This window comes from Pedobacter sp. GW822-FHT03F06 (assembly GCF_058801365.1).
Window position 1 is genome coordinate 22,663 of the sequence record NZ_JBXANE010000008.1, and the last position, 16,865, is coordinate 39,527.

General features: G+C 40.8%; 10 protein-coding genes. 2 read left to right on the forward strand and 8 right to left on the reverse strand.

Annotation, left to right across the window (positions count from 1 at the left end; translation table 11 throughout):
• Nucleotides 1-84: 84 nt before the first annotated feature.
• The 3 genes from AC1RJ8_RS14885 to AC1RJ8_RS14895 all read right to left on the reverse strand — a co-directional run bounded on the left by AC1RJ8_RS14885 (nt 85) and on the right by AC1RJ8_RS14895 (nt 2,169).
• Entirely contained in the window at nt 85-930 is an 846-nt protein-coding gene (locus AC1RJ8_RS14885) for an AraC family transcriptional regulator (protein ID WP_492954728.1), read from the reverse strand.
• Nucleotides 931-1,202: 272 nt separating this feature from the next.
• Nucleotides 1,203-1,646, reverse strand: a complete 444-nt coding sequence (locus tag AC1RJ8_RS14890) for a hypothetical protein (protein ID WP_492954727.1) — start codon at nt 1,644-1,646, stop codon at nt 1,203-1,205.
• A gap of 268 nt (nt 1,647-1,914) precedes the next feature.
• Nucleotides 1,915-2,169 carry a hypothetical protein gene (locus AC1RJ8_RS14895; protein ID WP_492954726.1) on the reverse strand — a complete coding sequence of 85 codons (255 nt, stop codon included), beginning with the start codon at nt 2,167-2,169 and terminating at the stop codon, nt 1,915-1,917.
• A 158-nt stretch (nt 2,170-2,327) separates the two neighbouring features.
• Between AC1RJ8_RS14895 and AC1RJ8_RS14900 the strand changes: the two genes are divergently transcribed.
• Both AC1RJ8_RS14900 and AC1RJ8_RS14905 read left to right on the forward strand, forming a co-directional pair.
• Complete coding sequence (locus AC1RJ8_RS14900; RefSeq protein ID WP_492954725.1) at nt 2,328-2,951, forward strand: TetR/AcrR family transcriptional regulator; 624 nt, start codon at nt 2,328-2,330, stop codon at nt 2,949-2,951.
• Nucleotides 2,952-3,132: 181 nt separating this feature from the next.
• Nucleotides 3,133-4,026: a winged helix-turn-helix domain-containing protein gene (locus AC1RJ8_RS14905; RefSeq protein ID WP_492954724.1), complete on the forward strand. Its 894-nt coding sequence runs from the start codon at nt 3,133-3,135 to the stop codon at nt 4,024-4,026.
• A 186-nt stretch (nt 4,027-4,212) separates the two neighbouring features.
• On the opposite strand, the gene AC1RJ8_RS14910 is transcribed toward AC1RJ8_RS14905, so the two are convergent.
• The 5 genes from AC1RJ8_RS14910 to AC1RJ8_RS14930 all read right to left on the reverse strand — a co-directional run bounded on the left by AC1RJ8_RS14910 (nt 4,213) and on the right by AC1RJ8_RS14930 (nt 16,842).
• Complete coding sequence (locus AC1RJ8_RS14910) at nt 4,213-6,564, reverse strand: glycoside hydrolase family 31 protein (RefSeq protein WP_492954723.1); 2,352 nt, start codon at nt 6,562-6,564, stop codon at nt 4,213-4,215.
• Nucleotides 6,565-6,647: 83 nt separating this feature from the next.
• A complete protein-coding gene (locus tag AC1RJ8_RS14915) occupies nt 6,648-9,278 on the reverse strand; it encodes a ligand-binding sensor domain-containing protein (RefSeq protein ID WP_493008054.1) in 2,631 nt (876 codons plus the stop codon).
• A gap of 1,172 nt (nt 9,279-10,450) precedes the next feature.
• Nucleotides 10,451-11,965: a glycoside hydrolase family 32 protein gene (locus AC1RJ8_RS14920; protein ID WP_492954721.1), complete on the reverse strand. Its 1,515-nt coding sequence runs from the start codon at nt 11,963-11,965 to the stop codon at nt 10,451-10,453.
• A 59-nt stretch (nt 11,966-12,024) separates the two neighbouring features.
• Complete coding sequence (locus AC1RJ8_RS14925) at nt 12,025-13,743, reverse strand: RagB/SusD family nutrient uptake outer membrane protein (RefSeq protein WP_492954720.1); 1,719 nt, start codon at nt 13,741-13,743, stop codon at nt 12,025-12,027.
• Between the two features lie 18 nt (nt 13,744-13,761).
• Nucleotides 13,762-16,842: a SusC/RagA family TonB-linked outer membrane protein gene (locus AC1RJ8_RS14930; protein WP_492954719.1), complete on the reverse strand. Its 3,081-nt coding sequence runs from the start codon at nt 16,840-16,842 to the stop codon at nt 13,762-13,764.
• Between the last annotated feature and the right edge of the window lie 23 nt (nt 16,843-16,865).

A 16,865-nucleotide genomic window follows, 5' to 3' on the forward strand; every position in this document is an offset into this window, starting at 1 on the left:
AGTAGGATTTATATCAAAAATTGTATCATTTATAACTATCTGTACTTATTCGCCAAATTAGGCAGTTATAACTTGTGCAATTCATTACTGTTCGCGGAATGCACGTGGGGTAATGTGGGTCTGGTTTTTAAAGAATTTAGAGAAATAAGCCACATCGTAAAAGCCGAGGTCGAAAGCAATGGCTTTAATAGGCCTTTCGGTAGTGAGTAAAATCCGTTTCGCTTCGAGTATTAAACGTTCATGGATGAGCGCTGTGGCTGACACATGAAAATGTTTTTTGCAGAGCATGTTCAGGTAATTAGCCGAAATACTTAACTGATCTGCATAAAATGCAACAAGTTTTTCCTTCTTATAATGCATATCGATCAGCGAGCGGTATCTAAACAGAACAGGTTTGGTTTGGTAAACCGTTTGGTTATTGAACAGCGTTTCTGCCTCCTCGCTAAGCATCAGCGCAATAAGCCTGATCCTGGCATTGATAATTTCCCAAAGTATTATAGGCTTTGCGAGTTCGGATCTGATGCCCTGAAATTCGTACAGGATTTTTCCGTAAGCATCGGCACTTAAGTTTATTACCGGATAATTTTGGTATAAGATTAATGAAAAACGTAAAGAATTGGCCAGCGTTTCGAATATGCTCCTACTAATCATAAGTTGATGGGCATGGGTTTCTTCGCCGAGCTCCCATTTATGGATCTGCTCAGGAAACAATAAGTGCAACTGACCTCCAGCAACCTGATGATTTACAAAATCGATGGTATGCAGGCCGCTACCCTGCTCAAAAAGCATAAAAAGGAAAAAATCATGTTTATGTGGTTTTTCGATATGCCTTTCCCCGATTATTTCATGATACAGCAAGTTATTCCCCGAATCTTGCTCGGGCCAAAACTCACTAATATCAAGCGTAGGGAAATTTGCAATTACATCCATCAACGAAAAATACCATTTTTGAATAGAAGTTACGAAAAAAGAAGATGGAAAATGAATGGAGCAATGTTATTAGTCAGGTTGCGAACGCTAAAATTAAATTAGAGGCTGTATCATAAGGTGTGAATTTACTGATCCTTCGACAGGCTCAGGATGACAATCTATATTATTATACAGCCTCACAAAAATGCAAGCCTGAAACTTGCAGCATAATTTTCATAGGTAGATGAAAAATTATTAATGCCTCATTTTAACAATGGCAAATACCACGCCGATCAAAAATGACAAAACGTAGTAAGAAGCCGGAACAAGGATACTTCTGAATAACAAGGCTTTTTTACTATAGTTAAATCCAGAAAAAAACTGATAATAAAACCAGATGCTATAAAAAGGCCAAAAAAGCTCAATACTCCGAAATACAAAAATACCAGCACTTTGGTATTGGTGTAAAAAATGGTCAGTGCCGCAACAAACAGGCCAATGATCAGTTCAACGATAATCCGGTTTGAATTTAAAACCAGGTGTTCGGAAAAATTAAGCTTCGCTTTTCTAAAGCAGATAAAACTAAAAAAAGAGTAAACAGGAATGGCAATAATGAGGACCAGCTTTGGATGACCAGCGATAAATTTTTCAAGATCATTCATCATCGATCTGCTTCCCTGAGGCATCAGATCAGACATATTGCCGTGTGTATACGGCGCAATAAGACCTGATACCATCAGAATGAGCAGGATGAGCGTCACAAAACTGAAATACGGTACCCTTTTGCCCTGAATAAATTCGCGGACACTGTGCCCTGACCGCGTGAAAAGGCCTTTTAGGGTAATAAGATGCCTTTATCTACATGCCAAACACCATGAATAAAATCATGTTCAAGAAAATGTTTAATGGAATAACGGTGTGTAGTAGATTTTTGTCCGCAGTTCGCATAGTAATTCTGCGTACCGGAGTGGAACAGTTTAGGCAATCTGGAAACATCGATAACTATTATTTGGATTCTCTGTTTTTAATTTCAGTATTAATCTGGCTCAAGCTAATGAAAGCTGGCAAAAATGTTAGCGAACAGCAAATAGGAACTATGACAAGTACTTTTGGCATTTTTGATGAAAAGGCAAGATAAAATATGATCACACTGGCGGCAAGCAATACCACGCTAAGTCCAATCAGTACGCCTTGCAAACTCTGCTTCTTTTTATATAATTCTTGTACAGATAATTCGGTAATAGGAATTCCCTTTTTCATATTATTTGAGGTGGTGTTAATGTAGTTTGGTTATAGCAAAGAAATTCATCATCATTTATTCATCTCTTTTGCGAACAAATATACAATATATCACCGATTGGTGATAAAAATAATTAAAATTGATTGTGTAATTTTCCAGCACGATTATTTTGCATCACATGGAACAGAAAACGGCGGTTAAATCGGTAAGAAACAAAGAAAAAAGCAAGCAGAAGTTTTTAGATGCGGTAGAGAAAATACTCCATACCAAAGGTTTCTCGGGCCTTAAGGTTAATGATATCGCTCGTACTGCGGGTTTAGACAAAAAACTGATTTATAATTATTTTGGAGGGAAGGACGAACTCATTGATGAATATATCCGCTCGCAGGATTTCTGGAGCAATGTAAAAGATGAGCCAGGAGCGCCTGTGGTTAATGATGGAGGGAAAACATTCTCTAAAGCAATGCTCCTCTCCCAATTTGATTATGTTTTCAAAAATAAGGATTTACAGAAAATTCTGGTTTGGGGATTAATAGAGAACAGGAAATCGTTAAAAAAACTGGCAAACGACCGTGAAGAAAATGGTGCACGCTTATTTGAAAGTCTTACCGACCCACATTTTAAGGAAAAAGCCAAAAGATACCGGGCCATTATAGCACTGCTGATATCGGGAATTTACTATCTGGACATTTATGCCACTACAAACGACTGTACTTTTTGCGGATTAGACCTAAAAACGACAGAGGGACGCTCAGAAATTGAAAATGCTATTTCATTTTTAATTGATAAGACTTACGAGTAAGAAAACAGGTAAACCTGGAAGAATGTCTCGAAAAAAAATTTCTTGCAGACCACAAAAAAACGTTTCTTTGACTGTTCATATCCTATAAAATTGATTCATCGAAATTACATGAATATCTTTCCGTCTGAAGAACCAGGATTGTAAATAAAAATGCAAACTTTGTAAATAAAAAGCTGACACCATGCATCTTAGCCGAAATCTCCTCTTCGAGAAACGCAAATACTTGTTTGGATCGATAATACTTTTGTTTATCGCTGCAATCTGTGTGGCTTTCAGTATAGCGGATAGCGACGATTTTGATATTTCCAGAAGAGAAGTTTTAATCCGCAAAATCGGGCACGAATTGCTCCTGCAGTCGGGCGATAGTACATCAAGGGTTCTTCCGGTAAAAAAGATCGCCGGGAATGAATATCAGATTAGCTTTGAGCATGAGCTTACTTTTCAACCCGAATCCTTGGTCAATACAACCGTGCGCCTGTTGGCAAAAGACCCGCTGTCAAGTGATTATGTTGTTAATGTTCTGAACTGCGACGGCGGCGATGTGGTGTATGGATACGCCATCTCCAAAAATAAAAAAAATGATATTGTAACATGCAAAGGAAGAAAGCAACCCAGAGCATGTTACATGATCAACATTAAATTCAAACCGACGGGCATAAATACAGCCAAAAATAGATATCTTCTGGCTGGCCTGCCATTTTTAGCATTTATTGGTTTTATATTTTTTAGATCGGTTAAACCGCGAAGAGTTTTACCTAATGATGTCCAGAATACTAATATGCTCACCCTAGGCTCGGTGTTGTTCGATGCGAAGAATCGGAACCTTACAATAAATGGAAAAACAATAGAACTAACCGGAACAGAAACCCGGCTGCTGCTCATTTTTGCCATGTCTCCTAACGAGACGATAGAGCGAAATCGGCTACAAAAAGAGATCTGGGAAGATGAAGGTGTTATTGTAGGGCGTAGTTTAGATATGTTTATATCAAAACTTAGAAAAAAACTAGAGCTTGATCCGAATATCAACATTGTTGTTATACGCGGCAAAGGATATAAGCTTGAAATTAGCGTTTAAAAGATCTCTCCATTCCGTTGCACTTCAGTCGAGATGACAACCACTCTATCTGTTATGTGTGTAGCTTATTGATAATAAATACCATTGATATACTCCGTAAATTAAAAAAGAGCGTATTGAGGAAAAGCCGTGTTAACAATAAACCACAGCTTTTCCTACTGCATGCGTACTTTGGATAAGATTCGATTAAAATTTAATAGAAATCCCTTCGCCTTTATATTGGACTGATCGGACGTTTTTTGTTTTGGCAATGGTTTTATTAGCATTCAAAGGGATAAGCTCAACATTGAAGTTTCTCTTTGCCAACATTCCGGTATAACTTCCTTTTCGATCGGAAATATTTAATGCCCTTGATTTTTGATCCCATTTCAACACAATAGTAGTGTAAGCCCCTTTTTCATAGTTGTAATTATCATTTTCATCCTCATAAAGTGTAAAATTTCCATTTGCGCCTTCATAAACCCGAATATCAAGATTCTCCCATTTTTTTTCGGTAGAATACTGTACATCAGGACCGAATGGAATGATGGCACCAGCCTTCACATATAATGGAATGATGTCAACAGGAGCGTCTGTTTCAACAGTCTGTCCGCCCGAGCTATATTCATTCGTCCAGAAGTTATACCAGCCACTTCCTTTAGGTAGATAAACCGGAGATTTCCTTTCCTGATATTTCGTTACCGGCGCAACCAGGATCGAGCGGCCAAACATATATTCAGTACCAATTTCATGCGTACGCTGATCGGCGATAAAATCCATGATCAATGGGCGCATAAAGGTTCCGTTATTTTCGCTTACATCCCATGATGTACCATATATGTAAGGCAGCAATTTATAACGGAGTTTTATCGATTTCTCCTGGGCATCAAAACACCATGAGCCACGTTCACCGAAATTCCAGATCTCCCGTGGCAAGTCGGTTCCATGAGAACGCATCATTGGGCTGAAAGCTCCAAATTGCATCCAGCGAACATATAATTCCTGAAATTCAGGGTTTTTATTACCACCATTATCTCGCCAGCGCCCGGCAAAAAAACCACCGATATCGCTATTCCAGTTAGGTATCCCCATCAAGGTATAGTTTAAAGCTGCCGGCACCTGCTTTTGAAGCATATCCCAGCTCGATGTAACATCTCCGCTCCAGGTGTTGGATCCAAAACGCTGCTGGCCGATGAAGCCCGATCTGGTAAGGATCACCACGCGCTTGTCATGATTTGAAGCACGCTGATTACTTGCGATACCTTTATTATGCATCAGACTGAACCCGTTTTTCACACTTCTGTAGCTGCCTAAATGGGTAGGGAGGTCAAAATCAGATTCTTTAACATTTATGTGGTCAGGTTCTGTTGAATCAAGCCACCAACCATCGTTACCAATATAGCTGAATATTCCCTTATTGAGGTATTTCCAGTAGATATCAAGTGCTTTTGGATTAAATACATCATAAGGTCTTGCACCACTTTTCGGGGGCCAGGTATCAAAATTAATGATCATATTCTTACTGTCGAACTCCCTGCGCTGAGGTGTTTTCGGACCAAAGCCCGGCCATGTTACAATCAGCAGCTTCGCATTCAAACTATGAATCTCATCAACCCATTTTTTTGGATCTGGGAAACGCTCTTTATCAAAGCTTTGTGAATTCCAGGCACTATCTGTTTTATTATATTCCGGCCAATAGCGCCAATCCTGAATGATTACATCCAGTGGAACTTTCAGGTCCCGGTACTTTTTAACAACATCCAAACTTTCATCCTGTGTATGATAACGTTCCTTGCTCTGAAAGAATCCATAAGCCCATAGCGGAAGCATCGGGGCTTTACCGGTTAGTCCACGCAGTTCTGAGATTACCCCATCCGTATTATTACCAAACATGAAATAATAATCAGCGCAGTGGCCCAGGCTTTCAAAAGATAGCTCCTCTGGTTTATCCTCAAACTTAGAAATCGAGTAATTGTCCCAGAATACCGCATAACCCTTTACAGAAAGAAAATATGGCGAATAAGTTGACATATTTTCATTTTTCATCAGATGTGAGGAATTGCGCCGGTTAAATTTATTATCCATGATCTGGCCCACACCATATATAGCTTCATCTTTATCCAGCGAAAAAGCATTCCTGACCTTGAATGATGAGGTTCCGGCATCATTTACAGGCGAAAACAGTGTACCTCCGTCCTTATCCTGCAGGAGTTGCTTGCCCGAAGCATCATAGAAATAAACCCCTCCAGTCTCTACATTTACCTCGACCTGAATTTTGCTGCTTTTTACTACCGGATTCTGCCCTTTTTTTGCATACCTCACAGCTACTTTATTTGGCACTGCCACAACTGAAAGACTGGTTTTAAGATAAGGTTTGCCAATGGGTGTTTTGTAAACCCTTACCGTATTTTCTGAATAGAACTCAACTGAAATATCCATTTGCCGGGCTGTAAATTTCAGCCCTTGTGCGGTCTTTTGTATGGGTTGTGTCCACCCGTTCATGGTTAGTAAAAATGCAAAAAGCATAAACAAACCACCTGCTTTGTTGTAAAATTTCATAAGCATCATAAAGTTTTTATTTGATCATAACAAACATACCGCTGAACGGTGATGTTAAGACAACAACTATGTTGCAAAAAGTATCAATGGCGTTGATTTTTCACCTTACGGGCATACTCCGAAGGCCTGCAGCCATACCGTTCATAAAAACATTTACCCAGATAGCTTGAGCTGCTGAATCCCACCCTTTCAGTGATCTCTGAAATATTGAGTTTACCTTCCAAAATTAATTGTGCCGCTTTCTCCAGGCGAACATTGCGAATGAACAGTGATGGCGATTTATCAAGGAGTGTAATGAGTTTTCGGTAAAGTCCGGTACGGTCCATATTAAGATCACGGCTGAGCTGCTCTACAGAATAATCTGTAACCTCAATATTCATTTCTACCAGCTTCATCGCCCGTTCTAGAAATTCAGATTCGGCCTGGTTGAGGCCAGTTTTGAATTCTGAAGCGTTGATACGCTCCTCAACTGCTGCAGGGAGGTTCTCTTTTTGTGCGAGAAGCACATTTTGCTGATCAATTAAGCTACGAATCCTGAGCAACAAAAGCTCTTCCCGATGAGTGCGTTCCAATGATTTTCTGGTGTGAGAAATATAAGCAAATATTGCTGCTGATATCAAGACTGAAGCCAATACTACGAAACAGATAATTGCGGGCAAAGTCTGCCACCAGGGTGCATTAATAGTTAGATCAAGTTCTGAAACCGGCCCACTCCATTCTTTATTGTTATTAGAAGCCATTACCCTTAGCTTATAATTACCGTGAGGCAGATTGGTATACGATATTTCGAGAACACCATGCCCGTTTACGCCATCTTCCCTGCGACTGAAGGTTTCCCGCCAGGACCTGTCTATCCCTATCAGCTGATATCGATAAAAGGTTTGGGATGGATTCTGATAGTTAAGCGCTGAAAACTGAAAAGTGAGAAAGTTTTGGTTATAATCAAGCTGTATCCTCTTAATATAGGGCGCACTATTGATTAAAATTACACGATTACCATAACTTTTGCCCGGTTCAACCTTTTCTCCCTTTAAGAACAGATTAGTAAAGACAGGCTTAAAGGGCAGCTTACGTTGCAAAAGGCGACTGGGTTTCAAAATGCTAAATCCATTTATTCCTCCAAAATAAAGGTCACCACTCAAACTTTCGTAAACAGCCTGATTTGTATATTCTCCGTCTAATGTGCCAGCATTTGAATCGAAACTGGTAAAGTGAACATTTCCACTGATCGAATCAATCTGAACCTTGTTGATGCCATAACTGGTGGTGATCCAGATGTTGTTATGGCTGTCTTTTAATATCGCCTGTATAAAATTGTTTGACAGCCCATCTTTAGTATAAAACACATGCTGTTCCCCGGGAGGTTTAAATAACCTCAGCCCGTCTCCCGTTCCAATCCATTTCCAGCCTCTTGAATCAGTAAGCTCTGCAGTATGGTCTATGTTATAATCCACCAACATTTGAGGATACTCCAATTTACGGCGTACTGGTGAGGGGATCGAAAAAACATCAACTTTCTCAAGTGCATTACCATTATTTAAAGCAGTCTTACAACGATAAAATCCAGTTTTACATTTCAGGTAAATGTTCCCCGATACGTCCTCAGCAAATGCTTTCACCATGATATCGCCTAATAAGGCACCTGGAAAATACGATGCGCCGATATGCTTAAAAATATACCTTTCGGGATGATCATAAAGTATTCCTTGATTTACGGTTCCCAGCCAGAATCCGCCCTGCTTATCATAAAGCAGTGTACTGATCTCTGTATTCAGTTTACTTCCGTCGGTTTTGTTTAGCAGCGGCCAATAACGTTTTTCATTACTAAAACAATCAATTATCCAAATCCCCTTGGCGCAACTGATAGATGCTTTACCCTTAGCATCCACCACTAAGGTATTTAAGGTATATTCTGTCTCAAGGATTTTTCTCCAGGCCTGTTTTTGAAGATCAAAGAAAAAGAACCCGCCGTGGGTTCCATTTCGCAACTGATAAAAACCATTGCGCCCCTTGACGACCAAGGAAGTATTGCCAAATCTAGCATAATGCGTATCGGGATATGCAGCCGCACTGTACAACTTACTTTTCGAGCTCAGATCGTAGCAGATTACCTTTCCTGTACTGTAAAAAAGATACAGTTTTTCTTCATGAGCGCTCACATCCTGCAATCTTCCCTGATCCTGCAACAGCTCGAATTCTTGAGTATGATCGCTAAGCACAAGTTTGTCACCAATAAGCAACCACAGCCGTTGCTTTGTATCCATGAAGAAATTATCTATTGGCTTTGGAAAACCTATCTTTTTGAAATAACCCGCTAAATCTTGTGTATACTTCTCCTTGCGCAGATCAACCCTTAAAAGTTCCTTATAATCTTTTATCCAAAGTATGGAATCGCCACTAAGATAAATTCTGTAAAAACCATCGTATGTTTTTAGCGGATATTTGCGTTGCGAATCCCGGTGAATATACTTAAACCCTGCGCCATCATAGATATTGATATTACCAGTCGTTTTGAAAACCATACGTCCGTCGGGCAACTGAAGCATGTAACGAACCTGGTTGTCGCTCAGGCCGTGAAGAACATTAAGCGGTGTAAATACAAATTCTTGTGATTTAGCGCAAGAAAACAAGAAAAGAAAGATTGAAATAAGGAAGATCGTTCGCTTCATTCTGGCTTCAAAGTTCTCATTAAATATCAGTGCGATTATGAACAATTTTAGTTGAATAAGAAAATAATTTATCTCTGGCGATCAGCGAAATAAAAGACAAAAAATGGTATTTACGCAGTGTCTGTCAATCTTTGCATCATCTTCACCAGCGCAATTGATTTCATTAATGCCCCACATATTTGGGTTGAATTAAAATATTAATATCTGGTTATACGAATTTCGTAAAATAATCGATTTAAGCAATCGATTGCGCAAAAATATTTCAGTAAGCTCTGCTGATGTCTAAAGCCAACCAACAGGCCATAACATTTCCAAGATATGGGAATCCTGAATAAGAGGTTGATTAATTATTGGAACTAAACCTAGGCTTAATTCCTTTTAAGCTAAAAGATATGGGTACTGCAGGGCAAGCCTAAATAACTAAAATAGCAACCTTAAAAGAACAGGTGCTATTTTAGTTGATTTTTACTAAGCTTTTATTACTAAAATCACTTAGCTTCTTTAAGAGCATAGCGGTCTGAAATGGATAGACCTGCCAGCTTATATACAGTTGGCTTAGAGCCTATTTTATTTTAAATTATTAGTATGTCAGTCTGAGGGGTAATTTATTGTATAAAAATCAATATGAGTGACGTACCATCGTTTCCCTTTTCCTACTGCTCGGTCTTGCCTCGGCTCGCCGCCGCCGAAGGGCTCTTTCTTTTTGGCATCAAAAAGAAACAAAAACTGCCGGCTGAAAATTTTTCTTTCGAAGCTAGTGGGTTGGCTTGGACAGTGCAGCCCGAAAAATTTGTTAGGCCGGATTTAAGCAGAACGGGGGTATCGTGCTATGGCCTAGCTGGATGGAAATACTAAAGCAGCTAAAGTTTTGATTAATAATGATTTGCAAATAACGTCAATGGTAGCGGAGTCGAAGACCCGTTTTTAGATATATTAAAGCAATCGACTCCGCTACTATTGACAGTTTCTATAGAAAGGTCGTCATTGCGAGGAACGAAGCAATCTTAATGCGCACGCTGGTAGCGATCGTTGTAAGATTGCTTCGTCGGCTGAAAAAGCCTTCTCGCATCCGATAGCTATCGGATGACGATAATCGGAGGAGATTTAATCTTTTAAATTCTCCTGTCATTTATATTAATTTATAAAATAAATTACTCTCTCCGTAGGAGTCCTTTGAACTGGATGACAAATCTATATTTAAGATACAACCTCTTATACTATTTTAATTGCTTTTGGTCAATCTTTGACAGCGAAAGATTGCTTAACTTACTAACACCACTGCTTTGAATCCTGATTGTTTCAATAGCACTACCCGGGAAGAAGATATCTGTCATCACAGTTAATCCGTTATCGGCAAAAAGTTCTACAGAAGCTACATCCAGGATCAAGCTAATATTGATTTTCTTATCGGCCAGTAACCTGGGCGCACTATGTTTTTTGGCAAATCCTTTTCCAAATGATGTTTCGCCAGATAGCGCCCTGTCGATAAAGTAACTGTTGCTCTTTTTGTTATAGCCTATAATTAGCTTTTGTCCGCTAACGTTCGATAATACAATATTCAGGTCGCTGGCATTTTCAAGGCTAAGATCGAGTTTGAACTTTCCATCCAGAGGCTTGGCATATGCAGAAAGATCAATTTCCTTATCAATAGTAACAGGTCCTTTCTTATAAACAGGCTTTAATGATGGCAAAATTTCCTTTACAGGTAACGAACGAAGATAATACGCTCCATTAACATTTGCGAGCGATAGTTCTCTGGGAAGTGTCATGGCACCACGCCATGCCTTGGTAGGTACCTGGTTGGCATACTGCCAGTTGTTCATCCAGCCAAGGAATATCTTCCTGTCGCCGGTGTTAGACCAGGTAACCCCTGCATAATTATCGGTTCCATAATCCACCCATTTCTCTTTTGTAGAATTTGGCACGAATTTATTCCCATCAAAGTTTCCTGTAAAGTATTGGGTTGCAGAACCTCCGTTAGGGCCTCCGGGATTGATGCTAACTAAAAGCACCCATACCGTTTTACCATTGCTTTTGAGTGGAAATAGATCCGGGCATTCCCAAACCCCACCATGAGCACCCAGGCTGGCTCCAAATTCGCTCTCGCGTTTCCAGGCTTTAAGATCTGGGGAGGAATAGAAAGTGATCCTGTCCTTTGTAGCTAAGGTCATTACCCATTTTTTGCCTTGTTCATACCACATCACCTTAGGATCCCTGAAATCGCTTATCCCAGGGTTTGGAAGCACAGGATTACCCTTATATTTAGTCCACGTTTCGCCCCCATCATTACTATAAGCAATGCTCTGGTATTGGTGCAGGCCGGTCTTGGCCTCTTCGATTTTTTGGTTATGGTGCGTAAATATTGCAACCATTGCGTTCTTGCCAAATCCTGCGGTATTATCTTTATCAATTACGATACTTCCCGAAAAAATAGTCCCCAGGCTATCTGGATAAAGTGCTATGGGCTTTTCCTCCCAGTTAACGAAATCTTGGGTTGTGGCATGTCCCCAGTGCATAGGCCCCCAGGTTGTACCTCCGGGATGATACTGAAAGAAAAGATGGTAAACGCCATTATAATACACCATTCCGTTAGGATCATTCATCCAATGTGCCTTTGGTGAAAAATGGAAAGCTGGCCTGTATTTTTCGCCTCCTGTAGATTGGGCACTGGAACCGACAGAGAACAGGCAAAAAAGCAAAAAGAACACCGATCTTATAGATTTGTTTTTCATGTTGTATTTTTTAAAATTTAAGCTAATATCCAGGGAAGACTCCCTGGACATTAGAAATATTACCATCCGTTGTTTTGTTTATATACCCCGCTACTAAAGTTAATCTGATTTAATGGAATCGGGAAATATTCATCCCTCCCTGCCGTAAACCTGGCATCTGCAAGATGGGCAACCCTTGATTTTTCGACCGTAAAATAAGCATTCATAGTCTGCGCAGCAATCCCCCACCTCACCAAATCAAAAAAGTGATAACCTTCTGTAGCGAACTCAAGTCTTCTTTCAAATCTTAGGGCCTGCCTTGCAAAATCCTGTGTCCAGGTACAATTTACCCCAGGTTGATAAAGCTGAACGTTATAATTTGAAGTTGGGTTTCCCGCAGCATTTTTCAATAGATTACGACTTAGATTTGCACGGTTTCTAACCTGATTGATCAGCGGAACAGCTTCTAATGGCCGCCCCAGCTCTATCAGCACTTCTGCTTTCCAAAGCAGCACATCTGAATAGCGGATGATCTGCCAGTTTTTCGAACTTCCGATAAATGGTGGAACTTTCTGAAAAGAAGCGTCGTCGGGAAGTACTGCTTCTTTCATACTAGCAAACGCATCGTAAATAGCTGGTGCTCTTGACCATGAGCGCTGGAATACAAATGTTGGCTTATATTTAAAAGGTGCACCTGGTTTGGCCACGGTATGATCAAGTCGTGGATCGAATGAACTGCTCTGAAAGTCGAGAGAAGCTGCTGCATCTGTATTGTTGTAGGTGGAAAAAAGAGGCAATCCGTCGGTTCCTGTTTTAAAAGCATTGATCAGATCATGACTAGGCACATTAAAACCGCAGCATCCATACTCCTGATTCATCGGATAGTTAAGCGCATGCCCGTAATCCAGTCTCCCCTTTGGCGTACCATCATCTTTTGAATACTGGATAGCAAAAACAGATTCCGGGCCGTTATCAGAAGCAGATAAAAAGTTGTTGGCATAATCCGTGCTCAGGCTGAATTTGCCCGATGTGATGATCTCATCACATAAGGTGTTTATTTCATTTAATTTAGCAGCATCAATACCACTTACCGCATTATTTTCGCTTTGGGTATAAGCCTGGTACAACAGCACTTTAGCCAGATAAGCTTTCGCAGCATTTTTGTTTACCCTGCCCTTATCGTTCTGATCTGTAGGCAGCGCTGTAACGGCCGCTCTGAAATCATCTGCAATCTTCGTCCAAAGCGCATCATTACTCAAGGCTCTGTTGGAAATGGACGGATAGTCGGCTTTTGCCATATTCTGATCGATAAAGGGAACATATTTGAAAAGAATCTTTAGCAGAAAATAAAAATGTCCTCTCAAAAAGCGAAGTTCTCCCTGGCGTTGAACCTTGTTTGGATATTCAGCGGCAGACATGGCATCGACTCTTCTCAACGCATCATTGGCTCGACCGACACCCACATACAGCCTGAACCAAAGCTGGTCGATGAGGCCATTGTCAGGTCTGTTAAGGGAAAATGTCTCAAACAGATGGAATTCTGACAAATCTCCGGGGCCATCCCCTCCTTTATACGTGTCTCCTCCACGAACGCTTCCATACGGCCACATGCTTGAATATGGAGAAGTATAGTGATCGTTTCCAAGTGCAGAATAAGCTGCAATAACCATTTTATCAATATTCTCAGGAGTATTCAGATCATCGCCGGAAACTACGCCCTGTGCTGGCTCATCAAGTGCTTTTTCGCATGAAAAGAATAAGGTAGCGAAGAATGCCAGTGTATATATTAATTTTTTCATCTTTTGATATATCTAATTTTACAATGTAATATTTAGCCCAAGGGTACCAACAACTGGCACAGGAAATCCATAATTGGGAATCTCAGGATCAGTACCAGTAAAAGATTTGCTCTTTATGGTAAACAGGTTACTGCCCTGAACGAATATCCTGAAGTTCTGTATTTTCATATTCAGTGCCTTTTTAAGATTATAACCAACCTGCAGGTTGCGCAACTTGAGGTAAGATCCGTTTTCGATAAAGTAAGTAGAAAACCTTCCTTCGTTATTGCGGTCTACAAGCGTGAGCGCTGGAATGGTAGAACCTGGATTTGAAGGGCTCCACGCATCAAGCGTCCTGCTGCCCCAGTTCGTACCTGTCCAAAGCGAAGAAAAATCGGTATAGGTCTTAAAGTCGTTCACCACATCTACATTGATGGCCTGTAGGAAAAAACTCATATCGAAATTCTTATAGCTAAGGGAAACGTTAAGTCCATAGGTGAACTTAGGGCTGTTATCGCCTATAAAGTCGCGGTCCAGATCGTTAATCACGCCATCATTGTTTATATCCTTATATTTAATCCTGCCTAATCCTTTTCCAGGCTGGCTGGCATAAGCATCTACTTCTGCCTGTGAGGTAAAGAGGCCATCGGCAACATATCCAAAGTAGGAATTTATGGGTCTTCCGAGTACGTTTTTGTCGGTACCATTGCCAGGATAGGAAGCCAGTACATCTTTAGGCAGATCGGTTACCTTGTTCCGGTAGAGCGAAAAGTTACCCGTCAGGCTGAAGCTAAAATCATCACCAATCTTATCTTCATAGGTAAGAATCGCATCAAGCCCTTTGTTCTGGAGCGAAGCCCCATTACTGTAGCTGTTCCCTCCATCTCCAAGTACTGCCAGGTAAGCGGGACTGATTAGAATATCTGAGGTTTTCTTAATAAAATAATCAACAGAACCAGTAAGCTTATTGTTCCATAAACCAAAGTCCAAACCAAAATTCGACTCTCTTAAAGACTCCCATTTCAGGTTGTCGTTCCCCTGCTGGATAAGAGCAAAACCAGATGGCAGCTGGCCTGTGCCTGCACCTGTGATATCATATGCAGTACCTTTATCAAAGTCCCATGTCGGGTCAGTCCCATAAATAGCAGAGTACAATGAGCGTGTAGCATTGTTGGGGATTTCCTGGTTTCCAGACCTGCCCCAGCCATATCTCAATTTTAGGTCAGAAAACAGACCTAGATCCTTGATAAACTTTTCTTCGCTCATTCTCCATCCAAGTGAGAAAGCTGGGAAAGTACCGTATCGGTTATCTTTACCAAAACGCGAAGAGCCATCTCTTCTCAAAGTTACAGAGGCAATATAACGGTCGTTGTAACTATAGTTGACCTTACCGAAATAAGACAACAGTTTGTTTCCCGCCCCACTTCCCCCGTTGAGGGTATTTGAGCTACCTGCATTAAGGTAGGCATAATCAATATTTTCTATCGCAAGCCCTTGCCTGCTTGCAGAAAACTCCTGACTGATGTTCTTTATGTATTCCTGACCAGCAAGTATTTCCAGGTTATGTTTATCCTTGGTGATCTTATAGTTAAGGGTATTCTGCCAGATGATATTACCCTGATAGGTCTGTGCATTGCTCACCTGGTTTGCAGGATCAGCCAAAAAACCAGAAACATATGATTTCTTTAACAGGCGCTGATAGCTACCGTTATAGTCTACACCGAAATTTGTCCTGAAGTTCAGTCCAGGAATGATCTGGTAATCTGCATATGCATTTCCAAAGAGCCTATAAAAATTGTAATCATTCTGCTTATTGTCTTCTATTAGTCTAACCGGGTTCTGTCTATCGGTCATTCCTGCCGCAGGGCCTCCCCAGCCACCGCTTGTGGTATATACCGGCACAATAGGTTGCTGTACAAGCGAGGCAAATAGAATATCGCTTGATGGGATCTGGGCATTCTTAATGTAGCTTGCTGAAAAATTCTCCCCAATCTTTAACTTGCCGTCTAGATAATTATAATCAGAATTGAATCTTGCAGTATATTTTCGGCTTCTAGACTCCTTTACGATACCCTTATTATCATAATAACCCACCGAAAAAAGACTGTTTCCCTTTTCACCGCCATTGGAAAGGGCTGCATCATAGGACTGGATAATCGAATTTTGTGCAATCTCATCAAACCAGTAAGTATCTGCTGCCTTCATGGTCTTTGCCGCATCGATATACTCCGGAAAGATTACGCGGTTGAGTACTGGGTTGTTAAAATTATTGTTCCAGTCATACTGATAAATCTGGTTATTATTGGGGTTGGCCTTATCGTTTACCGCCGCCTGCCAATAGGCACGGCCTCTTTCCTCGGCATTAAGCGTTTTAAGTTTGGTGGCGTAATTCTGAATGGATGTCGAGGCATTGAAGTCGATCTTTGAATAACCTTTTTTGGCTTTTTTTGTAGTGATGATGATTACACCATTCGCTGCACGCGAGCCATAAATAGTTGCTGATGACGCATCTTTAAGCACCTGAATAGATTCAATATCGTTCTGGTTTAACTGTTCCAACCCGTTTTTGGTTGGCACTCCATCGATTACATAAAGCGGGTCGTTATTGCCCAGGGTTCCAATGCCGCGGATTCTTACCGTTGCCTGGCCAGTTGGAGAACCGTCGGTGGTAATCAGTACACCCGGAACCCTTCCCTGAAGAGACTTTACAGCATTACCAGAAGGAATATCCCTGATCTTCGAAACATCAACTACATTGACCGCTCCGGTGATGTCTTTCTTGCGTTCCTTCTGATACCCCGTAACCACGACCTCGTTGAGCTTATTGATCGCGATGTCGAGTTTGACCTTAAGATTGGCCGACTCTGCGGTAATCGGAATGGTTAATGGTTCAGCTCCGATATAAATGAACCTTAGCGACTGACCGGCAGAAGCTTCAATTTTAAAACTACCATTAGCATCTGTAGTCACCGTTTTTTGGGTACCTACGATAACTACAGTTACAGCCTCCAGAGGAATGGATTCATTGTCGGTGACAACGCCACTGATTACCCTGGTCTGGCTAAATGCCAGGCCCGTTACCATACAGGCAAAAAGCCAGGTAAGGAAAATTTTTCTCATAAAAATTCAGATTTGGTTAGTAT